This is a genomic window from Micromonospora sp. LHW51205 (genome assembly GCF_003315815.1).
Taxonomy (GTDB): domain Bacteria; phylum Actinomycetota; class Actinomycetes; order Mycobacteriales; family Micromonosporaceae; genus Micromonospora; species Micromonospora chalcea.
The window spans coordinates 186,448-207,650 of sequence record NZ_QMEZ01000001.1 but is presented as its reverse complement, the minus strand read 5'-3'; the positions used below and the strand labels follow the sequence as shown (position 1 = coordinate 207,650).

The 21,203-nt window shown below is 73.6% G+C and carries 23 protein-coding genes; 18 read left to right on the top strand and 5 right to left on the bottom strand.

The annotated features are described in order from the left end of the window. The first annotated feature begins 181 nt into the window (after positions 1-181). The 6 genes from rbfA to DQE82_RS00935 all read left to right on the top strand — a co-directional run bounded on the left by rbfA (position 182) and on the right by DQE82_RS00935 (position 4,626). The gene (rbfA, locus tag DQE82_RS00960) at positions 182-664 is read left to right on the top strand and encodes a 30S ribosome-binding factor RbfA (RefSeq protein ID WP_113971781.1); all 483 of its coding nucleotides are present in this window, start codon (positions 182-184) and stop codon (positions 662-664) included. Then, the gene (locus DQE82_RS00955; protein WP_113971780.1) at positions 661-1,707 is read left to right on the top strand and encodes a bifunctional oligoribonuclease/PAP phosphatase NrnA; all 1,047 of its coding nucleotides are present in this window, start codon (positions 661-663) and stop codon (positions 1,705-1,707) included. Before rbfA ends, DQE82_RS00955 begins: the two co-directional genes overlap by 4 nt. A gap of 136 nt (positions 1,708-1,843) precedes the next feature. Further along, complete coding sequence (locus DQE82_RS00950; protein ID WP_043325811.1) at positions 1,844-2,251, top strand: hypothetical protein; 408 nt, start codon at positions 1,844-1,846, stop codon at positions 2,249-2,251. Continuing rightward, positions 2,251-2,460 carry a DUF6186 family protein gene (locus DQE82_RS00945; RefSeq protein WP_176722875.1) on the top strand — a complete coding sequence of 70 codons (210 nt, stop codon included), beginning with the start codon at positions 2,251-2,253 and terminating at the stop codon, positions 2,458-2,460. The genes DQE82_RS00950 and DQE82_RS00945 overlap by 1 nt, the downstream gene beginning before the upstream one ends. Positions 2,461-2,935: 475 nt before the next feature. Beyond that, entirely contained in the window at positions 2,936-3,256 is a 321-nt protein-coding gene (locus DQE82_RS00940) for a hypothetical protein (protein ID WP_199495902.1), read from the top strand. 47 nt (positions 3,257-3,303) lie between these two features. Next, the gene (locus DQE82_RS00935) at positions 3,304-4,626 is read left to right on the top strand and encodes an MATE family efflux transporter (RefSeq protein ID WP_113971779.1); all 1,323 of its coding nucleotides are present in this window, start codon (positions 3,304-3,306) and stop codon (positions 4,624-4,626) included. A 6-nt stretch (positions 4,627-4,632) separates the two neighbouring features. Here DQE82_RS00935 and DQE82_RS00930 read toward each other — a convergent pair whose 3' ends face one another. From DQE82_RS00930 to DQE82_RS00920, 3 genes are all read right to left on the bottom strand, one after another. Continuing rightward, on the bottom strand, positions 4,633-5,574 hold the full coding sequence (locus tag DQE82_RS00930) for a hypothetical protein (protein WP_113971778.1): 942 nt from the start codon (positions 5,572-5,574) through the stop codon (positions 4,633-4,635). Positions 5,575-5,658: 84 nt separating this feature from the next. Then, entirely contained in the window at positions 5,659-5,952 is a 294-nt protein-coding gene (locus tag DQE82_RS00925; RefSeq protein WP_113971777.1) for a hypothetical protein, read from the bottom strand. A gap of 42 nt (positions 5,953-5,994) precedes the next feature. Beyond that, positions 5,995-6,990, bottom strand: coding sequence for a hypothetical protein (locus DQE82_RS00920; RefSeq protein ID WP_113971776.1), 996 nt, complete (start codon positions 6,988-6,990; stop codon positions 5,995-5,997). Between the two features lie 108 nt (positions 6,991-7,098). Here DQE82_RS00920 and truB point away from each other — a divergent pair, with 108 nt between their 5' ends. The 7 genes from truB (at position 7,099) to DQE82_RS00885 (ending at position 14,879) form a co-directional block, all read left to right on the top strand. Next, positions 7,099-7,983 (top strand): tRNA pseudouridine(55) synthase TruB, encoded by an 885-nt coding sequence (gene truB, locus DQE82_RS00915; protein WP_043330544.1) that lies wholly within the window; start codon positions 7,099-7,101, stop codon positions 7,981-7,983. Between the two features lie 30 nt (positions 7,984-8,013). Then, positions 8,014-8,940, top strand: coding sequence for a bifunctional riboflavin kinase/FAD synthetase (locus DQE82_RS00910; protein WP_113971775.1), 927 nt, complete (start codon positions 8,014-8,016; stop codon positions 8,938-8,940). Between the two features lie 181 nt (positions 8,941-9,121). Further along, entirely contained in the window at positions 9,122-9,391 is a 270-nt protein-coding gene (rpsO, locus tag DQE82_RS00905) for a 30S ribosomal protein S15 (protein WP_013284678.1), read from the top strand. 220 nt (positions 9,392-9,611) lie between these two features. Continuing rightward, entirely contained in the window at positions 9,612-11,969 is a 2,358-nt protein-coding gene (locus DQE82_RS00900; protein WP_043325800.1) for a polyribonucleotide nucleotidyltransferase, read from the top strand. A 153-nt stretch (positions 11,970-12,122) separates the two neighbouring features. Beyond that, positions 12,123-13,463 (top strand): pitrilysin family protein, encoded by a 1,341-nt coding sequence (locus DQE82_RS00895; RefSeq protein WP_199495900.1) that lies wholly within the window; start codon positions 12,123-12,125, stop codon positions 13,461-13,463. Between the two features lie 108 nt (positions 13,464-13,571). Continuing rightward, complete coding sequence (gene dapB / locus DQE82_RS00890) at positions 13,572-14,333, top strand: 4-hydroxy-tetrahydrodipicolinate reductase (protein WP_064447088.1); 762 nt, start codon at positions 13,572-13,574, stop codon at positions 14,331-14,333. Positions 14,334-14,408: 75 nt separating this feature from the next. Continuing rightward, a complete protein-coding gene (locus DQE82_RS00885; protein ID WP_043325797.1) occupies positions 14,409-14,879 on the top strand; it encodes a GNAT family N-acetyltransferase in 471 nt (156 codons plus the stop codon). Positions 14,880-15,070: 191 nt separating this feature from the next. Here DQE82_RS00885 and DQE82_RS00880 read toward each other — a convergent pair whose 3' ends face one another. Next, on the bottom strand, positions 15,071-15,664 hold the full coding sequence (locus DQE82_RS00880; RefSeq protein WP_064447090.1) for a GNAT family N-acetyltransferase: 594 nt from the start codon (positions 15,662-15,664) through the stop codon (positions 15,071-15,073). Between the two features lie 35 nt (positions 15,665-15,699). Between DQE82_RS00880 and DQE82_RS00875 the strand changes: the two genes are divergently transcribed. After that, positions 15,700-17,004 (top strand): glycosyltransferase family 87 protein, encoded by a 1,305-nt coding sequence (locus DQE82_RS00875; RefSeq protein ID WP_113972337.1) that lies wholly within the window; start codon positions 15,700-15,702, stop codon positions 17,002-17,004. Here the strand turns inward: DQE82_RS00875 and DQE82_RS00870 are convergent. Beyond that, positions 16,909-17,454, bottom strand: a complete 546-nt coding sequence (locus DQE82_RS00870) for a GNAT family N-acetyltransferase (RefSeq protein WP_069089334.1) — start codon at positions 17,452-17,454, stop codon at positions 16,909-16,911. The two genes, DQE82_RS00875 and DQE82_RS00870, sit on opposite strands and share 96 nt — an antisense overlap. Before the next feature lie 79 nt (positions 17,455-17,533). Between DQE82_RS00870 and DQE82_RS00865 the strand changes: the two genes are divergently transcribed. The 4 genes from DQE82_RS00865 (at position 17,534) to dapA (ending at position 21,197) form a co-directional block, all read left to right on the top strand. Beyond that, positions 17,534-18,763, top strand: coding sequence for a winged helix-turn-helix domain-containing protein (locus tag DQE82_RS00865; protein ID WP_113971774.1), 1,230 nt, complete (start codon positions 17,534-17,536; stop codon positions 18,761-18,763). Continuing rightward, entirely contained in the window at positions 18,753-19,346 is a 594-nt protein-coding gene (locus DQE82_RS00860) for a DUF2752 domain-containing protein (protein WP_233514558.1), read from the top strand. Before DQE82_RS00865 ends, DQE82_RS00860 begins: the two co-directional genes overlap by 11 nt. Positions 19,347-19,480: 134 nt before the next feature. Continuing rightward, complete coding sequence (thyX, locus tag DQE82_RS00855) at positions 19,481-20,218, top strand: FAD-dependent thymidylate synthase (RefSeq protein WP_043330542.1); 738 nt, start codon at positions 19,481-19,483, stop codon at positions 20,216-20,218. Positions 20,219-20,270: 52 nt separating this feature from the next. After that, positions 20,271-21,197 carry a 4-hydroxy-tetrahydrodipicolinate synthase gene (dapA, locus tag DQE82_RS00850; RefSeq protein WP_043325790.1) on the top strand — a complete coding sequence of 309 codons (927 nt, stop codon included), beginning with the start codon at positions 20,271-20,273 and terminating at the stop codon, positions 21,195-21,197. The last annotated feature ends 6 nt before the right edge of the window (positions 21,198-21,203 follow it).

The window sequence follows — 21,203 nt, the reverse complement described above, 5'->3', positions numbered from 1 at the left end:
CGGCGCGTCGCGCGGTACTCCGCCCGTGCCGCGTGAGGTCCGGTGGGACGCGGGTAGTGTTCTTCAGCGTTGGGCGGTCGGACCCGGCGGCGCCCACGCGCCCGCCGTCTCCGGCCGACGGCCCGGGTCGCACGGTGACCCGGCGCCGTCATCGGTACAGGTGATCCCGGAGGTGGGGGACATGACGGATCAGGCAAAGGTTCGCCGGCACGCGGAGCGTATCCGGGAACTCGTCGCGTCGGTGGTGCGCAGCCAGATCAAGGACCCCCGGCTCGGCATGATCACGATCACCGACGCCCGGATCACCGCCGACCTGCGCGACGCCACCGTCTTCTACACGGTGCTCGGTGACGCGGCGGCCCAGGCGAGCACCGCCGCCGCGCTGGAGAGCGCCAAGGGCATGCTGCGCAGCACCGTCGGCAAGGCCCTCGGGCTGCGGCACTCGCCGACGCTGACCTTCGTCCTCGACGACGTGCAGGACCAGGTCAAGCACATCGACGACCTGCTCGCCGCAGCGCGTACCGCCGACGCCGAGGTGCAGCGGCTGGCCGCCAAGTCCTCGTACGCGGGCGACGCCCAGCCGTACCGGGTCGAGGACGACGAGGACGCCGCGGACGACGAGCCGGCCGCCGCCGACGAGCCGCGCGAGGGCGACCGCCGGTGACCGAGGTCGCCGTCGCGGGTGGCCTGCCGGCCGGCCCGGCCGAAGCGGAGTGGGCGGCGGCCGTCGCGGCGGTACGCGACCTTCCCGCCGACGCGCGGGTGCTGCTGATCTGCCACGTGAACCCGGACGGGGACGCGCTGGGCAGCATGCTCGGCTTCGGGCTGGGTCTGCGGCGGCTCGGCGTACGCGATCTCCAGGCGACCTTCCCCGGCCCGCCGCAGGTGCCCGAGCCGTTCCGCTGGATGCCCGGCGTGGAGCTGCTGGTGCCGCAGGACGACACGTACCCCGATCCGGATCTGGTGATCTGCTTCGACGCGGCGAGCGAGTCGCGGCTGGGTGACCTGGTGGGCCGGCTGGACACGGCGGGCACGTCGCTGGTGCTCGACCACCACGCCTCGAACACCGGCTTCGGCCGGATCAACCTGGTCGACCCGCACGCCGCCGCCACCTCGGTGGTCGCGCTGGAGTTGCTGGACCGGCTCGGGGCGACGCTCGACGCGGAGGTGGCGACCGGGCTCTACGTCGCGCTGACCACCGACACCGGCTCGTTCCGCTTCGAGGCGACCACGCCTGCCGTGCACCGGATGGCGGCGCGTCTGCTGGCTACCGGCATCCGGCCCGGCGACATCTCCCGGCGGGTGTTCGACACCCGCCCGTTCGGCGCCGTCCGCCTGTTCGGCGAGGTGCTCGGCCGGGCCACGCTGGAACCGGCGGCCGCCGCCGGGCACGGGCTCGTCTGGACGTACGCGACCCGCGAGGACCTGGTCCGGCACGACCAGCCGGCGTACGTGTTGGAGGCGCTCATCGACTCGGTGCGGTGCACCGAGGAGGCGGACGTGAGCTGCGTGATCAAGCAGGCGGGCGAGGCCGAGTGGGCGGTGTCGCTGCGCAGCAAGGGCGCGGTGGACGTGAGCGCGGTGGCGGTGGCGCTGGGCGGTGGCGGGCACCGGTTCGCGGCCGGCTTCACCGGGCGGGGCGCGCTCGACGAGCTGGTCGGACGGATCCGGGCCGAACTCGCTACCGCAACGCTGGTAGCCCCCTAAAAGCGGAATTGTGCCGATATTTCTGCCGGGCCGAGGCGCGGCGATGATCGGAAGTGTGAGCTGATCGGCGGCTTTTCCAGGGATTACGAGGCGTGCCAGCCTTTCCGCCGTGCGTGACGCTGGGGACAATCGGGTGATGGATCATCCCCGTGAGCTCACCGTCGAGGCGCCCCGGGCCTGGGACCGGCCGGTCGTCTCCGTGCCGGTGCTGATCTGCTTGTCCCTGGTCGGCGGTCAACTTCCGTCCTTCTCGACCGCGGCCAACCTCTACATCCTCACCACCGGCGGAGGGTTGATCTGGGTCGGCCTGAGCAACCGGGTGCCCCGGCGCCCGGCGCCCCGCCGGCTGCCGTCGGTCGCGCTCTGGTGGCTGGTGCCGGTGACCGTCTTCGGGGTCTTCGAGGGGGCGACGTTCATGGCGGCGGCGGGTGACGACTTCCCCACCCTCTCCCGGCTGGCCGATCCGCTGCTGGAGGACAGCGTGATCCGTTCGGCGGCCTGGTTCGCGTGGCTGTCCACGTTCTGGGGACTGGTGCGCCGATGATGCGGGCACTGGCGATCGGCGGGTTTCTGGTCTCGCTCGTGCTGTTCGCGGTCGTCGAATGGGTGGCGCGCCGGGAGGGCTCGCGGGTCCCGTCGCTGGCCGACGTCTGCGCCTTCGTGATGCGGTACGAGGTGGGCCCGGTGCCGGTCGGGCGGATCGGCCTGTTCGGTTTCTGGTGGTGGCTGGGCTGGCACTTCCTGGCGCGCTGACGCGGCCGGCCGAGCCGGACGACGAGGTTGATCTTTCCGCATTTCGGGAACTGTGGGCAGCATCTGGAAAGTGAACGTTAATTTGGGTGAGGGCCGGCGCTTCGCGGCGCTGGTCACGGGCGGTGCTGCCGCACCCGGCCTCGCCTCCCTCCAGGGTCAGACCGACCCGGGCTCACGCTGCCAGGCGAGCCGCTCCGGTGATCCCGGACCGCAGCCGGGCGCCCGTAGGGCCGCCGTGTCCGGCGGACCGCACCCTGGAAGGACCTCAGATGCCCAGCAAGCGCAAGCCGCAGACCGAGACCACCACCGACGAGGCGCGCGAGCAGATGCGCCGCGCGCTGCAGACCTCGATGGACACCCGTCAGTGACGTACGCCGTCCGGCGGTGACGCCGGCCGGGCCGCACCCGTGGCCCGACGCCGACGTCACCGCCGCTCGGGACCGACCGCCGTGCCGGACGGCGCTACCGTCACCCGGTGCGACGCATCCTGGTCGTCGGCGCCTCCGGCGCCGGCAAGAGCACGCTCGCCGGTGAACTGGCCCGGCGACTCGACCTTCCGCTGATCCACCTCGACCGGCACTACTGGCGCCCCGGCTGGACCGCACCGGCCCCGGCGGATTTCCGCGCCGAGGTGGCAGCGCTCGCCGCCCGCCCGGCCTGGGTGATGGACGGCAACTACGCGAGCACGCTCGACCTCCGGCTGCCCCGCGCCGACCTGCTGGTGCTCTGCGACACCTCCCGGCTGCGCTGCCTGCGGCGTGACACGGCCCGGTTCCTGGCCGACGCAAGTAAGTAGCCCCCCGCCTTGCGGACCTTACCGGGAGCGTGCCAGGATCGGCGTCGATGAGCACGACTGCCGCCCCCGCCACCGCCGCCACACCCCGGCGGATCGCCACGCTCGCGCTGCCCGCCCTCGTGGTGCTGGCCGCCGAGCCGCTCTACGTCCTGGTCGACACCGCAGTGGTGGGTCACCTCGGGCGGGTGCCGCTGGCCGCGCTCGCCGTCGGCGGCACCGTCATGACGCTCACCGCCTGGGTCGGCACCGTCGTCGCGTACGGCACCACCGGGCGCTCGGCCCGCCGCTTCGGGGCGGGGGACCGGGCCGCCGCGGTGGCCGAGGGCGTGCAGGCGTCCTGGCTCGCGCTGGCCACCGGTGTGCTGGTGGCGGTCGCCATCGGCATCGGCGGGGGCGCGCTGGCGCGTACCCTCGTCGGCGGCCCCGGCGAGGTGGCCGACGCCGCCGCCGGATGGCTGCGGGTCGCGGCGCTCGGCGCGCCCGGTCTGCTGCTCGCCGCCGCCGGCAACGGCTGGCTGCGCGGCATCCAGGACACCCGCCGGCCGCTGCTGTTCGTGCTCGGCCCCAACCTGCTCTCCGCGGTGCTCTGCCCGCTGCTGGTCTATCCGGCCGGGCTCGGGCTGGTCGGCTCGGCGGTGGCGAACGCGATCGCGCAGACGATCTCCGGCGTCCTGTTCGCGGCCGCGCTGGTGCGCGAGCGGGTCTCGCTGCGGCCCCGGCCTCGGGTGATCGGTCAGCAGCTCGTGCTCAGCCGGGACCTGCTGGTGCGCGGTGTCGCGTTCCAGGCCAGCTTCCTGTCCGCGACCGCCGTCGCGGCCCGCTTCGGCGCCGCCGCGGTGGGCGCGCACCAGATCGCCCTGCAACTGTGGTTCTTCACCGTGCTGGTGCTCGACGCGCTGGCCATCGCCGCGCAGTCGCTGGTCGGCGCCGCGCTGGGCGGCGGCGACGCGGCCGGCGCGCGGTTCCTGGCCCGCCGCGTCGCGCTGCTCGGCGGGCTGTGCGGCGTGGCCTTCGCGGTGCTGATCGCCGCCGGCGCCGGCGTCGTGCCGTCGTGGTTCAGCTCCGATCCGCAGGTACGCGAGCAGGCCATGACGGCCTGGCCCTGGTTCGTCGCGCTCCAGCCGATCGGCGGCGTGGTGTTCGCGCTCGACGGGGTGCTGATCGGCGCGGGCGACGTGCGCTACCTGCGCAACCTCACCATCGTGTGCGCGTTCGGCGGGTTCCTGCCGGCGATCTGGCTGGCGTACGGGCTGGAACTCGGGCTGGGCGGGATCTGGGCCGGGCTGACGTTGTTCGTGGTGCTGCGGCTGGCCGGCCTGCTGCTGCGGATGCGCTCGGGCGCGTGGGCGGTGGTCGGCGCGGTCCGCTGACGCCGGTCAGCAGGGCTGGAACGAGCCGGGACCGCCCATCCACGGCTCGACCACGAAGAAGCCCTCGTCCAGCCGGGCGCAGTCGACGTTGTTCGTGCTCGCCTGCGCGGAGACGAGCCAGAGCCCGCGCTTCGCCGCCGGCAACCCTTCGGGGTGGGGGACCTCCCAGACGACCCGGTCACGGATGGCGGCGATCCCGGCCCGGCCCGGTGTCGTCCGCGGCACGTCGAACGCGTACATCCAGACGTACTCTGTGGTGATCCGCAGGATCGGCCGGCCGTCGTCGCCGGTGACGGCCCGGTAGCGCATCTCACCCCGGACCCGGATCTCGTCCGCGCTGTCCTGCGAGCCGATCCGGGTGGCGTAGTTCACGAACGACAAGTCCTCGAAGTCGGTACGCAGCTGAGCGCGCGCGGCCAGCGCCAGCAGCGCCAGGAACGGCTCCGTGTCGCCGAGGATCATGGACAGGTCGAGCCGGGCCTGGACCAGCGCGGCCCGGACCCGGGTCAGCGCCGCGGCCACCTCGCGGGCGGTGAACGGGGGCCGCGCCGTGGCCTCCGGCAGGACGATCCCGGCCTCACCCACCGCGAAGTCCGCGCCGATGGTCCCCGCGAACAGGTCGCGCGGCTCGCCCACCCGGCTGAGCGGCACCGGCGACGGGCTGGCCTCGGCCGACGCCGCGGCGGCGGTGCCGGACCGCACCCGGTCCACGGTGACCCGGCCGAGCACGGCCGTGCCGCCGATCAGCGCCAGCGCCAGCACCACCACGAAGGCGACGCGGCGCTTGCCGCGCTGCCGCGACCAGACCATGCGGAAGCGCTCGCCGCGGGTCAGCGGGACGTCCGCGTCCGCGCCGGTCATCCAGCTCGGCAGCTGGATCTCCGCGCCCCGGGAGGCGACGGCGTAGGGATCCGGCTCGGGCGGCGTGGTTCCGTCTTCGGTGCTCATGCGGCGTTCCAGAGGGGTGCAGGGCCAGGGGGCGCATGATCATTGCACTCCGCCGCCGATCCCGCTGTCCCGTTTCCGTGCCGGTCAGATCCGCCCCTGCCGGATCGCCCACCCGAGGAAGAGCGTGCCGACGACCAGCAGCGTCGCGGTCACCAGGACGAAGACGAACGCCCCGATCGCGGCCACCGTGGGATGCCGCTCGCCGAACCGGGTCCGGCCCTGCCAGGCCCACATCCGGCGGCGCGCCGCCGCCAGCGCCGGCACACCGTCGACCAGGCCGGACAGGCGGCGGCCGAGCGTACGGCGGGGCGGCTCCGGATTGCGCATCCAGTCCGGCAGGTCGACCCGGGCGCGGTGCGGTGGCGGGGCGTCGCTCATCGAAAGGCTCCTACCGCGGGGTGGCGTGGTGAGGCGGGCGGGTCAGCAGGTGTCCGGCAGGTCGACCGTCTTGTCCGGGTCGAAGACCGCGTCCGGGTCCGGGTCGGCCGGACCGCCGAGCGAGGGCCGGCCCAGCGCGAGCAGCCCCTTGTCCAGCGCGACGCAGTCGATGTTGGAGGCGTACGAGTCGGCCCGCTCGATCCACAGCCCGGCGGAGGCGGTGGTCACGTCGGCCGGGTGCGGCATGCTCCACTTCACCGTGTCGTGGACCACCACCACGCCGGCGCCCGGGGCGGGGCGGGTGGTGGAGAACGCGTACGCCCAGACGAAGTTCGTGGTCACCTCCAGGATGCGGATGCCGTCCCGGTCCTTCGTCGCCCGGTAGCTGATCCGGCCCTTGACCCGGGGCTCGTCGTCGGTGAGCCGGGCGCCGGGGGCGAGCCGGGTCGAGTAGGTGCCCGCCTCGCCGGTGGGGAAGTCGTCGCGTACGCCGGCCCGCGCGTCCGGGGCGAACTGGCGGACCAGCCGCTCCGGGTCCTTCGCGGTGAAGAACGTGCGGTCCAGCCGGGCGGTGATCAGCGCCTTGCGTACCTTGGCCAGCGTGTCTGCCACCTGCTTCTCGGTGAACGCGCCGGTCCGCTTGGCCCGGGGCAGCGCGATCCCGGCCGTGCCCTCGGGGAAGCCGGCTGCCGGGGTGCCGTCGAACGGGCCGGCGGCCGGTGGCGGCGAGGCCGACGAGGACGCCTGCTCACCGACCGGCAGGCTCACCGTGGGGTGTTCGGCGGGCGGCTCCCGCCAGCGCTGGAAGCCCTGGTAGCCGAGGCCGCCGACGAGCCCGAAGAACGCGAGCAGCGCCAGCACGACCACGCCGCCGAGCAGCTTGCCGGAGTGCCCGCCGAGCGCGATCCGCAGGCGGTCGCCGCGGCCCGGCTCGACCTCGGGCGCGGGCTGGCGCAGCCACTCGGGTACCCGTCCCAGCGTGTCCTCCGACGGGCGATCGGTGGCGTGGGGATCGGGGACGGAACGGTGATCGGTCATCGGACTTCCCGGGCAGACGGGGCGGGGGCGCACGATCTTGACACCCCGCCGAAGCAGGGCGGTATCCCCCGCAGGGAGGATCGGCGCCGTCTGGCAGGCTTGGCGGTCGTGAGCACAGACGGTCTGATCGTGGTCGACAAGCCCGGCGGCATGACGTCGCACGACGTCGTGGCCCGGATCCGCCGGCTGGCCCGTACCCGCCGGGTGGGGCACGGCGGCACGCTGGACCCGATGGCCACCGGCGTGCTGGTGATCGGGGTGGGCCGGGCGACCCGGCTGCTCACGTACGTGATCGGCGCCGGCAAGAGCTACGCCGCGACGATCCGGCTGGGGCAGGCCACCGTCACCGACGACGCCGAGGGCGAGGTGGTCGCGACCACCCCGGCCGGCGCGGTCACCGACGACGGGGTACGCGCCGCGCTGGCCGCCCTCACCGGCGAGATCGACCAGGTGCCGAGCGCGGTCAGCGCCATCAAGATCAACGGCCAGCGGGCGTACAAGCGGGTCCGTGACGGCGAGACGGTCGAGCTGCCCGCCCGCCGGGTCACCGTCTCCCGGCTGGACGTGCGGGACATCCGCCGGGACGCCCCGGACGTGGTGGACGTGGACGTGGACGTGACCTGCTCGTCCGGCACGTACATCCGGGCGCTGGCCCGCGACGCGGGGGCCGCGCTCGGCGTCGGCGGCCACCTCACCGCGCTGCGCCGCACCGCGGTCGGCGGGTTCACGCTCGCCGAGGCGGCCACGCTCGACCAGCTGGAGCAGCGCGCGCCGGACGTGGTGAACCTGCCGCTGGACGCCGCCGCCGCGCGGTTCTTCCCGCGCCGGGACGCCACCGCCGACGAGACCCGGGTGCTCTCCCACGGCGGGCCGCTGACCCCGGCCGGGATCACCGGGCCGTACGCGGTCTTCGACCCGGCGGGCGGGCTGATCGCTATCGTCAGCGAGCGGGACGGTCGGGCCCGCGCGGAGATCGTGCTGGCCCCGGCCTGAACGGCGCGGGCGGACAGGGGGAGGAACGGCATGCAGCGGTGGCGGGGGTACGAGGCGGCGCCCGGCGGCTGGGGACGCTCAGTGGTCACCATCGGCGTCTTCGACGGCGTGCACCGGGGGCACCAGGCCACCATCGGGCACACCGTGGCACGCGCCCGGGAGCTGGGCGTCAAGTCGGTGGTGGTGACGTTCGACCCGCACCCGGCCGAGGTGGTGCGCCCGGGCTCGCACCCGGCGGTGCTCACCGAGCCGGCGCGCAAGGCCGAGCTGATCGAGGCGCTCGGCGTGGACGTGCTCTGCGTGGTGCCGTTCACGGTCGAGTTCTCCCGGCTGCCACCCGAGACGTTCGTGCACGACGTCCTGGTCGAGCACCTGCACGCCGCGCTCGTGGTGGTCGGCGACAACTTCCGGTTCGGGCATCGGGCGGCCGGGGACGTGCCGCTGCTGGAACGGCTCGGCCGCACCTTCGGCTTCGCCGTCGAGGGCGCGCCGCTGGTCGCCGAGGCGGGGACGGTCTTCTCCTCCACGTACATCAGGTCCTGCGTCGACGCGGGCGACGTGGGCGCGGCGGCGGCGGCGCTCGGCCGCCCGCACCGGGTCGAGGGCGTGGTGGTCCGCGGCGACCAGCGCGGACGTGAGCTGGGTTACCCCACCGCCAACCTGCTGACCCACAGGTACGCGGCGGTGCCCGCCGACGGCGTGTACGCGGCCCGCCTGGTGCGCCGCGACGGCGAACCGCTCGCCGCGGCCGTGTCGATCGGCACCAACCCGACGTTCTCCGGCCGGGAACGGCGGGTGGAGGCGTACGCGCTGGACTTCACCGGCGACCTGTACGGCGAGCGGCTGGCCCTGGACTTCGTGGCGCACCTGCGCGAGCAGCGGACGTACGACGCGATCGAGCCGCTGGTGGCCCAGATCGCCGAGGACGTGGAGCGCACCCGCCGGGCGGTGTCCTGACCCGCTCGGGCGACCTTGACCGGCCGTCCGGCCCGAGGGCTGGTAGGCTGGCGGAGACGTCGGCTGACCGACGGGGGCCTCGCGTGCCTGCACGACGCCGCGGGTGCGAGGAACCGGTCCGTTGCACCGGTCACCACGACCGCTCCGGACCTCATCGAATGACCCACGAAACAGGGAGAACATGGCGCTCGACCAGGAAGCCAAGGCCAAGATCCGCCAGGAGTACGCGACCGCCGAGGGCGACACCGGCTCGCCCGAGGTGCAGGTCGCGGTCCTGACCAAGCGGATCGCTGAGCTCACCGAGCACCTGAAGGTGCACAAGCACGACCACCACAGCCGCCGTGGGCTGCTGCTGCTGGTCGGCCGGCGCCGCCGGCTGCTGAACTACGTCCAGAAGAAGGACATCAACCGCTACCGGTCGCTCATCGAGCGGCTCGGCCTGCGCCGATGACCTGACGGGGGAGTGGCCGCCTGGCCGCTCCCCCGTTGCAGTACCACCGAAGAACCCGGCCGCGCGACACCCGAAGAGGGAGCCGGTCAGCACCGGTCTCCGGTAGTGGCCCCCGGGCATCCCGGCACGACGCCGGCCCACCCGGGCGCTTCGATCGAAGACCGGCCGCCTGAGCAGTTCCCGTGTCGTCGGCCGACGACGCGAAGGAGCACCACAGCACATGACCGAGACCAACCTCGGCACCGAATCCCGCACCGCGGTGATCGACAACGGGTCCTTCGGCACCCGTGAGATCACCTTCTCCACCGGCCGCCTGGCCCGCCAGGCCGCCGGCTCCGTCGTCGCCCAGCTCGGCGAGACGGTCGTCCTCTCCGCCACCACGGCCGGCAAGCAGCCGCGCGAGTCGTTCGACTTCTTCCCGCTGACCGTGGACGTCGAGGAGCGGATGTACGCCGCGGGCCGGATCCCCGGCTCGTTCTTCCGCCGTGAGGGCCGGCCCAGCGAGGACGCCATCCTCACCTGCCGGCTGATCGACCGGCCGCTGCGCCCGTCGTTCGTCAAGGGCCTGCGCAACGAGGTCCAGGTCGTCGAGACGGTGCTGGCGCTCGACCCGCAGCACCCGTACGACGTGGTGGCGATCAACGCCGCCTCGATGTCGACCAAGCTGTCCGGCCTGCCGTTCTCCGGCCCGATCGGCGCGACCCGGGTCGCGCACGTCGACGGCCAGTGGGTCGCCTTCCCGACCCTGGAGGAGCTGGAGCGGGCCACGTTCGACATGGTCGTGGCCGGCCGCACCCTGGCCGACGGCGAGGTCGCGATCATGATGGTCGAGGCCGAGGCCACCCCGAACGCGGTGACCCTGATCTCGGGCGGCGCGACCGCGCCGACCGAGGAGATCGTGGCCAGCGGCCTGGAGGCCGCCAAGCCGGCCATCCGCGAGCTGTGCCGGGCGCAGAGCGAGCTGGCCGAGGTGGCCGCCAAGCCGGTCGCCGAGTTCCCGATCTTCCTGGACTACCAGGACGACGCGTACGACGCGGTGGCCGAGGTGGCCCGCGCCGAGGTCGCCGAGGCGCTGAAGATCGCCGGCAAGGCCGACCGCGAGGAGGCCCTGGACCGGATCAAGGCCAAGGTCGCCGAGGAGCTGACCGGCCGCTTCGAGGGCCGCGAGAAGGAGCTGTCCGCCGCGTTCCGTTCGCTGACCAAGTCCGAGGTCCGCAACCGGGTGCTGCGCGAGCAGGTCCGCATCGACGGCCGCGGCCCGCGTGACATCCGCCCGCTGACCGCCGAGGTCGGCGTGCTGCCGCGGGTGCACGGCTCGGCGCTGTTCGAGCGCGGCGAGACCCAGATCCTGGGCGTCACCACGCTGAACATGCTGCGCATGGAGCAGATGGTGGACACGCTGTCCCCGGAGAACCGCAAGCGCTACATGCACAACTACAACTTCCCGCCGTACTCGACCGGTGAGACCGGCCGGGTCGGCTCGCCGAAGCGGCGCGAGATCGGCCACGGCGCGCTCGCCGAGCGGGCGCTGATCCCGGTGCTGCCCTCGCGCGAGGAGTTCCCGTACGCCATCCGGCAGGTCTCCGAGGCGCTCGGCTCCAACGGCTCCACCTCGATGGGTTCGGTCTGCGCCTCGACGCTGGGCCTGCTCTCCGCCGGTGTGCCGCTGAAGGCGCCGGTCGCCGGCATCGCCATGGGCCTCATCTCCGACGAGGTCGACGGCAAGACCCAGTACGTGACGCTGACCGACATCCTCGGCGCCGAGGACGCGTTCGGCGACATGGACTTCAAGGTCGCCGGCACCCGGGACTTCGTCACCGCGCTCCAGCTCGACACCAAGCTCGACGGCATCCCGTCGGACGTGCTGGCCGCCGCGCTGCAGCAGGCGCACGAGGCCCGGCAGACCATCCTCGACGTGATGCAGCGGGCCATCGAGGCGCCGGCCGAGATGTCGGACTACGCGCCGCGGGTCACCACCGTGAAGATCCCGGTCGACAAGATCGGCATGGTGATCGGCCCGAAGGGCCAGACCATCAACGCGATCCAGGACGAGACCGGCGCCGAGATCTCCATCGAGGACGACGGCACGATCTACGTCGGCGCCACAAACGGGCCGGCGGCCCAGGCCGCGGTGGACCGGATCAACGGCATCGCCAACCCGACGCTGCCCAAGGTCGGCGAGCGGTTCCTCGGCACCGTGGTGAAGACCGCCGCGTTCGGCGCCTTCATCTCGCTGCTGCCGGGCCGCGACGGCCTGCTGCACATCTCCAAGGTGGGCGACGGCAAGCGGGTCGAGAAGGTCGAGGACTTCCTCAACGTCGGCGACAAGGTCGAGGTGGAGATCGCGGACATCGACGCCCGCGGCAAGATCTACCTGGACAAGATCCGCCCGGAGGGCGCCGAGGCGCCGGCCGCCGCCGAGGGTGGCGACCGTCCGTCGGGCCGGGACCGCGGCGGCGACCGCGGCCCGCGTGACCGGGGTGACCGGGGTGGCGACCGGGAGCGCGGCGAGCGCCGCTCCGAGGGCGGCGAGGGCGGCGGCGAGTCCCGTCCGCGTCGCCGGACCCGGCACAGCTGATCCACCGCCGGCCCGGGTGACGTCCGCGTCACCCGGGCCGAACCACGGCTCCAGGTCGCCTGCGCGAGCTGGAGCCGTCGTACGTCCCGCCGTCCCTCGTCATCCGGAGAGCAGGTGCTCGTGAGTTCGTCAGCCGCCTCGACGGGACGGGGGGTGACGTCGACCGGGCCGGGTTCGGCCGCCCGCGCGGTCACCCGGACGCTCAGCGACGACCCGCTCGGCGGCACCGTCCGCCGTACCGTGCTGCCCAGCGGGCTGCGGGTGCTGACCGAGGCGATCCCGGCCATGCGCAGCGTGTCGTTCGGCATCTGGGTGGCGGTCGGTTCGCGCGACGAGACCGGCCCGCAGGCCGGCGCCGCGCACTTCCTGGAACACCTGCTGTTCAAGGGCACCAACAAGCGCAGCGCGCTGGAGATCTCGTCCCAGATCGAGGCGGTGGGCGGCGAGACCAACGCCTTCACCACGAAGGAATACACCTGCTACTACGCGCGGGTGCTGGACGAGGACCTGCCGCTGGCCATCGACGTCATGTGCGACCTGGTCGCCGACTCGGTGCTGACCCCGTCCGACGTGGAGACCGAGCGCGGCGTCATCCTCGAAGAGATCGCCATGCACGACGACGAGCCCGGCGACGAGGTGCACGACCTGTTCACCCGCGCCGTCTACGGCGACCACCCGCTGGGCCGCCTCATCTCCGGCACCGAGGAGACCGTCACGCCGATGAGCCGGCGGCAGATCCAGGGCTTCTACCGCCGCCGCTACACCCCGCCGCGGATCGTGATCGCCGCCGCCGGCAACCTCGACCACGCCGCGGTGGTCAAGCTGGTCCGGCAGGCGCTGCGCGGCACCCCGCTGGACACCGACCCGGCGGCGCCGGCGTCGCACCGCCCGTCCACCCCGGGGGTACGCACCAAGCCGGCCACCACGCTCGTCGAGCCGAAGGAGACCGAGCAGGCGCACGTCGTCCTCGGCTGCCCGGCCATCGACCGCACCGACGAGCGGCGCTTCGCCCTCGGCGTGCTCAACAACGTGCTCGGCGGCGGCATGTCCAGCCGGCTGTTCCAGGAGATCCGGGAACAGCGCGGCCTCGCGTACTCGGTCTACTCCTACGCCAGCCAGTACGCCGACAGCGGCGTGTTCGCCGTCTACGCCGGTTGCGCTCCGGGCAAGGTGGACGAGGTGCTGCACCTGACCCGCGCCGAGCTGGCCCGGGTCGCCGCCGAGGGGATCACCGAGGCGGAACTGGCCCGGGGCAAGGGGATGAGCAAGGGCTCGTTCGTGCTCGGGCTGGAGGACACCGGCTCGCGGATGAGCCGGCTCGCCAAGGGCGAGCTGCTCTACGGCAACCTGATGCCGGTGGACGACCTGCTGGCCCGGGTGGACGCGGTGACCCTCGACGACGTGAACACGCTCGCCGCCGAGCTGCTCGGCCGGCCGATGTCGCTGGCCGTGGTGGGCCCGTTCGACTCCGGCAGCTTCACCGTCGACCGCTGAGCGGCGGCGGTCCGGTCGGCCGGGCGTCGGCCGCGCCGGTTCGCCGGATGCCGGGCGTCGGTGCGGTCCGCCGGACCGCGCCGTGCGGGCTGGGATAGGTTGTGGCCCGTGACTGAGCAGCAGAACACGGTGGCCCGGGTCGGTGTGCTGGGCGCCCGGGGCCGGATGGGCATGGAGGTCTGCAAGGCGGTCGACTCCGCCGCCGACCTGGAGCTGGTCGCGGCCGTCGACCAGGGCGACGATCTGGCCACTGTGGCGCAGGCGGGCGCCGGGGTGGTCGTCGACTTCACCACTCCCGACGCGGTCATGGACAACCTGCGCTGGTGCGTCGAGAACGGCGTGCACGCGGTGGTCGGCACCACCGGCTTCACCGAGCAGCGGCTCGACCAGGTACGCGAGTGGCTGGCCGGCCGTCCCGGCGTGGGCGTGGTGATCGCCCCCAACTTCGGCATCGGCGCGGTGCTGATGATGCAGTTCGCCGCGCGCGCGGCCCGGCACTTCGAGTCGGTCGAGATCATCGAGCAGCACCACCCGCGCAAGCTGGACGCGCCGAGCGGCACCGCCACCCACACGGCTCGGCTGATCGCCGCGGCCCGCGCCGACGCCGGGCTCGGGCCGGTGCCGGACGCCACCCGCGACGAGGTGGCCGGCGCCCGCGGCGCCGACATCGACGGGGTACGCGTGCACGCGGTGCGCGCCACCGGCCTGGTCGCCCACCAGGAGGTGCTGTTCGGCACCACCGGTGAGACGCTGACCATCCGGCACGACTCGTACGACCGGGTGTCGTTCATGCCCGGCGTGCTGCTCGCGGTCCGCGAGGTGGGCCGCCGGCCCGGTCTGACGGTCGGCCTGGACGCCCTGCTCGACTGACTGCCGCGGTGTGCCCCCGGCCTGCTGCGGGAAACCGTTTTGCCTGTTCGGGGGCGTCGACCTAGGCTGCTTTCCATGATCGATTCCGGACAATCCGACCGCACCGGCCGCCGGGTGACGCTGCGCCCGGTGGACGACGACAACTGGCGGGCCGTGGCGGACGTCGCGCCGCACGACGACCAGCGCGCCTTCGTGGCCGCGCTCGCCGCCCGCTACCTGCTTCTCACCGAACGCTCGGACGTCTGGAACTCGCTGGCCGTCTACGCCGACGAGACTGTCGTCGGCCATGTCATGTGGGGCGTGGACGACGACGAGTCGCGCTGGATCGGCGGCATGGTGATCGACGCCGCCGAGCAGGGCCGGGGGCTGGGCCGCGCGACGGTGCGGACGATCGCCGACCGGCTCGCCGAGGCGGGCCGGCCGATCCGCTTGAGCTACCACCCCGACAACAAGCCCGCCGCCGCCCTCTACACGTCCCTGGGCTTCCACCCCACAGGCGCGTTCGAGGACGACGAACTGGTAGCCGAGCTCCTCCCCCCAGCCTGACCCTCACCCCCGAGCTTGCCCCCGGTCGATCATGAGGTTGGCGGCCTTTTCGATCTCCCCGACTGCCGCCAACTTCATGATCGACGCGGTGGGGGTGGGGTGGTGCGGTGAGGGGGTGGGGTGGCGGTCCTGCCCCGTGCCGGGACCGCCGGCCCACCCACGTGAGGGTGGACCGGCGGCCGGGCGGGAACTCATCGGTCGGCTGAAGGATTTTCGTCAGCGGATTCCGGGACCGCCACGTGGAAGCGGAGCTGGGGGACGAGCATGTCGTCCACGTCCAGCGCGCGGGTCGCGCCGTCCGGCTCCCAGCCGGTCGAGCCGAGGAAGTTGCGGGTCGCCGCGTCGGCGTCGAACGCCCACGCCACCGCCCGGGTCAGCCCGTCGGCGCGCCAGTGCTCGACGGCAGCGGCGAGCAGCCGGCTGCCGTGCCCGCGCCGCCCCCACCGGGGCTCCACCAGCAGGTCGGTCACCGCCGCGACGCCCGACGCGAGCGCGTCGGCCGGCTCACCGGGAGCCAGCGCCTCGGCGTCGGCCGGACCGGAGGCGATGAACCCCACCAGATAGGATTGCGCCGCCTCTTCGACGGCGACCAGCACCCGGTGCGCGCCCGAGGGGGGCTCCTGCACCGCCGCGCTCCACCGCCGGGCGAGGTACGCCTCGTCCAGGTTGTCGAGCACGTGCCGGGGCAGGATCCGGCGGTACGCGACCCGCCAGGTCGCGAGCTGGACGCGTGCGATCTCGCCGGCGTCCTCGGGACGCGCGGGCCGGACGTAGCCTGCAGCCATGGCACGTGAGCCTACGCAGGGCGAGGAGGGTGACGGTGGCGCAGGGTGCCGGGCGCACGATCACGCAGGCCGTCGCCGTGGCGGCGCTCGCCGCGGCGGTCACCGTGTTCCTGTCCGTGGCGGCGGTGCGGCACGGCTTCTTCGACCTGCAGGTCTACTACGGCGCGCTCACCTACTGGGCGCGTGACGGCGGGGAGATCTACGACTTCCTGCGCCCCGGCACCCAGTACGGCTTCACCTACCCGCCGTTCGCCGCGCTGGTGATGCTGCCGATGGCGTACCTGCCGTGGAACGCCGCGATCGTGGTGAGCGTGACGCTCACGGTGCTGGCGAGCGCCGTGGTGATCTGGCGGCTGCTGGACCCGGTGGCCCGCCGCTCCGGCTGGACCCGCTGGTTCGCCCTCGCCGTCGCGCTGTGCCTGGCCGCCGCGTACGAGCCGATGCGCGAGACGGTCAACTTCGGCCAGGTCAACATGCTGCTGCTGTTCCTGGTGGCGGTGGACCTGCTGTGGCTGCTGCCGGCCCGCAGCCGCTGGGCGGGCGTGGGCATCGGCCTGGCCACCGCGATCAAGCTGACGCCCGGCATCTTCATCGTCTACCTGCTGGTCACCGGCCGCTGGCGGGCCGCCGCCACGTCGGTCGGCACGGCTGCCGTCGCCACGCTCGTGGCCGCCGGTCTCTTCCCGGACGCCTCCCGGGAGTTCTGGACCGAGGCGCTGTGGAACACCGACCGGGTCGGCGAGCTGGCGTTCGTCTCCAACCAGTCGCTGCGCGGGGTGGTCGCCCGGCTCGACCCGCAGCACCCCAGCACGATCGCCTGGCTGGCGCTCGTACTCGTGACGCTCGTGGTGTGGGCGTGGCGGTCGCGGGCGGCGGTGGCCGCCGGCGACGAGGCCACCGGCCTGGCCCTGACCGGCGCCGTGATGTGCCTGGTCAGCCCGGTCACCTGGGTGCACCACCTGGTGTGGCTGCTGCCCGGGTTGATCCTGCTCGTGGACAACGGCATGGCAGCGCCCGCGCGCAGCCGGCGGCGCCGTCTGCTGCTGGCCGCCGCGTTGATCGGGTACGCGCTGCTGTGCAGCCGGATCGTCTGGGCCTGGGAGAAGGACTTCACCGGCGTGGACGGCTTCCTCGGCAGCAACACGTACGTGTGGATCAGTCTGGCGTTGCTGCTGGGGCTGCCGATCCGGCGCTGGCTCACCCCGGACGGCGGTGGGCGTCCCGGCGGGGAGGTCCCGGCCGGGTCAGCCTCCGGCGGTGTACCGCAGCTCGCGGAGCAGGAGCGGGGGGAGTCCGCCGGACAGCGGCACCGGATAGGTGGACTCCTCGCCGTCCGGTGAGTGCCCGGCCCGCTCGTAGAAGCGGCGCGCCCGGGCGTTGTCGGCGAGCACCCAGAGCCGGTACCCGGTCCAGCCCCGCTCGGCCAGGCCGTCCCGGGCCGCCGCGAGCAGCGTCCGGGCGACACCCGAACCCCAGTACGCGGGCTCCACGTAGATCGCCAACAGCTCACCGTGCGCCGGGTCCAGGTCGCCGCGGTCCTGGTTGTTCCGGTACGGCCCGAACGTGGTGAACCCGACGATCGTGCCGCCGTCCTCGGCGACGAGCGTGGTGAACGGGTGCTCCGGGTCGGCGGTGCCGAGGTCGCGGCGGCGCTGGGCCCAGGCGGCCGGGTTCAGCCGGGCCAGCACCTCCGTGGGCATGATCCCGGCGTAACCGGACTGCCATCCGTGGACGTGCACCCGGGCGATCGCCTCGGCGTCGTCCGGTTCCTCCCGGCGAATGGTGAGCATCTGTCCGTTCTATGCCCAGACGGGCGATCGGTCCAGCCGCCGCTCCCGGTGTCGTACCGCTGGATTAGGGTCGCCGGCGATGGCCGTACCGGAATCGCTCTCCCTCGCCCAGGCCCGCCGGATCGCCCTGGCCGCCCAGGGCTTCGCCGACCCGGCGCCTGCCGGCGTGCCCACCCGGCGGCACCTGCGCCGGGTGCTCGACCGGGTCGGGCTGATCCAGATGGACTCGGTGAACGTGCTCCAGCGGGCGCACTACCTGCCGCTCTACAGCCGGCTCGGGCCCTACCCGACCGCGCTGCTGGACACCGCCGCCTACCGCCGCCCGCGTGAGCTGTTCGAGTACTGGGCGCACGAGGCGTCGCTGGTGCCGGTCGGGCTGCACCCGGCGCTGCGCTGGCGGATGGCGAAGGCCCGCGACGAGGCGTGGGGCGGCATGCGCCGGATCGCCCAGGAGCAGCCCGGGCTGGTCGCCTGGGTCCGCGACGAGGTGGCCGCCCGGGGCCCGCTGACCGCGGCCGAGATCGAGCACGACGCGCCCCGGGAGACCGGCAACTGGGGCTGGAACTGGTCCGCCGTGAAGCGGGCGCTGGAGTTCCTGTTCTGGGCCGGCGAGGTCACCGCCGCCGAGCGCACCAACTCGTTCGCCCGCCGCTACGACCTGCCCGAGCGGGTGCTCCCGGCCGCCGTGCTGGACGCGCCCACCCCGACCGACGCCGAGGCGTACCGGACGCTCGTCTCGATCGCGGCCCGCTGCCTCGGCGTGGCCGCCGAGCCGGAGCTGCGCGACTACTTCCGGCTGCCGGTGGCCGGGGCGCGGCAGGCGGTGGCCGACCTGGTCGAGGCGGGCGAGCTGACCCCGGTCACCGTGCAGGACTGGCGGCACCCCGCCTATCTGCACGCCGACGCCCGAATGCCCCGCTGGGTACGCGGGAACACGCTGGTCAGCCCGTTCGACCCGCTGGTCTGGGAGCGGGCGCGCACGGAGCGGCTGTTCGGCTTCACCTACCGGATCGAGATCTACGTGCCCGCGCCGCAGCGGGTGTACGGCTACTACGTGCTGCCGTTCCGCCAGGGCGAGCGCTTCACCGCCCGGGTCGATCTCAAGGCCGACCGGAAGGCCGGCGTGCTGCTGGTGCCGGCCGCCTGGGTCGAGCCGGGCGCCGACCCGGGGGAGACCGCTGTGGCGCTCGCCGCCGAGCTGTACCGGCTGGCCGGGTGGCTCGGCCTGGACGCGGTCGCCCCGCCCGCCGCAGGCGACCTCGCGGGGCCGCTGGCCGCCGCGCTGGTGGGCGTGGCCGGTGTACGGTGAGCGCGTGACGAGCGTTGACCGGCCTGCCACCGAGCCCGACCCGCACGCCCACAGTGAGCCGCACGTCCACGCTGGGCCGCACGCTCCCGGCGGGCCGTGGCAGGGGCCGTACCCGGTCGCGTACCAGCCGGTCGAGACCGACCGGTTCACCCGTATGGTCCTGCGCCTGCACGCCCGCGCCCCGCGCTGGGCGGTGCCGCTGGCCGCGCTCGGCTGCGTCGTCCTCGGCCTGGCGTACGCGATGATCAGCAACCCGACGCAGAGCGACCCGGACGCCCGTCCGACCTGCCTGCTCAAGCTCACCACCGGGCTCGACTGCCCGGGCTGCGGCGGCACCCGCGCGCTCTGGTACGTGCTGCACGGCGACCTGCCGGCCGCCGCCCGGCACCACTTCCTGTTCGTGTTCGCGCTGCCGTTCCTGACCTGGCTCTTCGTGGCCTGGGCCGGCAACCGGGCGTTCGGCTGGAAGTTGCCCGAGCCGCGGTTCAGCCCCAAGGCGATCGGGTTGTTCCTGGCCGCCTGGGGGGTCTTCTCGGTGGCCCGCAACCTGCCGTGGGCGCCCTTCACCTCGCTCTACGTCTAGCCTCCCGACGAGGGACCGCGCTGACGCGAGGGCCGGGAGATCTTGGACACCCGGGCTGAGCTGGGCGGCAGGTCGGCCGCGCGCCCGATTTCCGCGCCGGGCGAGGGCCAACTACAGTCCCAGGAATGCCGGAGATGGTGCAGCCCCAGGTCAAGTTGATCGCGTGGACCCAGTTCCAGGCGCCCGAAGAGGTGCCCTGGTCCACCGACGCCGACGGCGGGCAGGCGCTCGCCGAGTTCGCCGGCCGGGCCTGCTACCAGAGCTGGAAGAAGCCGAACCCGGCCACCGCCACCAACGCGGGCTACCTGGCGCACATCCTGGAGGTCGGCCACCTGAGCGTGCTGGAGCACGGCTCGGTGAGCTTCTACTTCAGCGGCGTGTCGCGGTCGTTCACGCACGAGCTGATCCGGCACCGGCACTTCTCCTACTCGCAGCTCTCCCAGCGCTACGTGCCGGAGCGGGACGCGGCGATGGTCGAGCCGTCGGTGATCGCCGACGACCCGGAGCTGCACAAGAAGTTCGTCGAGGCCACCGACGCGGCGGTGCGGGCGTACACCGAGTTGCTGGAGGGGCTGGAGGCCCGCTTCACCGACGAGCCCAACCCGACGCTGCGCCGCAAGCAGGCGCGCCAGGCGGCGCGGGCGGTGCTGCCGAACGCGACCGAGACGCGGATCGTGGTGACCGGCAACTACCGCGCGTGGCGGCACTTCGTCAAGATGCGCGCCACCGAGCACGCCGACGTGGAGATCCGCGAGCTGGCGGTGGAGTGCCTGCGACAGCTCAAGAGCGTCGCGCCGAACGTGTTCGCCGACTTCGAGATCTCCACCCTGCCCGACGGTACCGAGGTGGCGGCGTCCCCGTACGCCGAGTGACCTGTCGCCCTTCGCCGCCGGGTCACCGGTGGTCGTCCGCTAGGTTGTGAGCATGACGCACGACCACTCCGCCGCCCCGAGCCGGGGCGCGTCGCGCCCGTTCGGGCGAGTGATGACGGCCATGGTGACCCCGTTCACGCCGGACGGCGGGCTCGATCTCGCCGGCGCCGCCCGGCTGGCCGAGTACCTCGTGGACGAGCAGCGCAACGACGCGCTGGTCCTCAACGGCACCACCGGTGAGTCACCGACCACCACCGACGCGGAGAAGGAGTCGCTGATCCGCGCCGTGGCCGAGGCGGTGGGCGACCGGGCCCGCATCGTCGCCGGGGTGGGCACCAACGACACCCGGCACACAGTCGAGCTGGCCACCCAGGCCGAGAAGGCCGGCGCGCACGGCCTGCTGGTGGTGACGCCCTACTACAACAAGCCGCCGCAGGCCGGGCTGCTGCGTCACTTCACCACCGTCGCGGACGCCACCGGCCTGCCGGTCATGCTCTACGACATCCCGCACCGCTCCGGCGTGGAGATCGCCACCGAGACGCTGGTGAAGCTGGCCGAGCACGGCCGCATCGTGGCCGTGAAGGACGCCAAGAGCGACCTGACCGCCACCTCCTGGGTGCTGGCCCGCAGCGACCTCGCGTTCTACAGCGGGGAGGACGCGCTCACCCTGCCGATGCTGTCGATCGGCGCGGTCGGCGTGGTCGGCACCTCCACCCACTTCACCGGCGCGCCGACCAAGCAGATGATCGAGGCGTTCGAGGCGGGCGACAACGCCCGGGCGCTCGCGCTGCACCGGCAGTTGCTGCCGCTCTACACCGGCATCTTCCGCACCCAGGGCACGATCCTGGTCAAGGCGGGTCTCGCGGCCCAGGGCCGCCCGGCCGGCCCGGTGCGACCGCCGCTGGTGGACGCCACCGGCGACGAACTGGCCCAGCTGCGCGCCGACTGCGCGGCGGCGGGCCTGCCCCTGCCCGAATGAACAAAC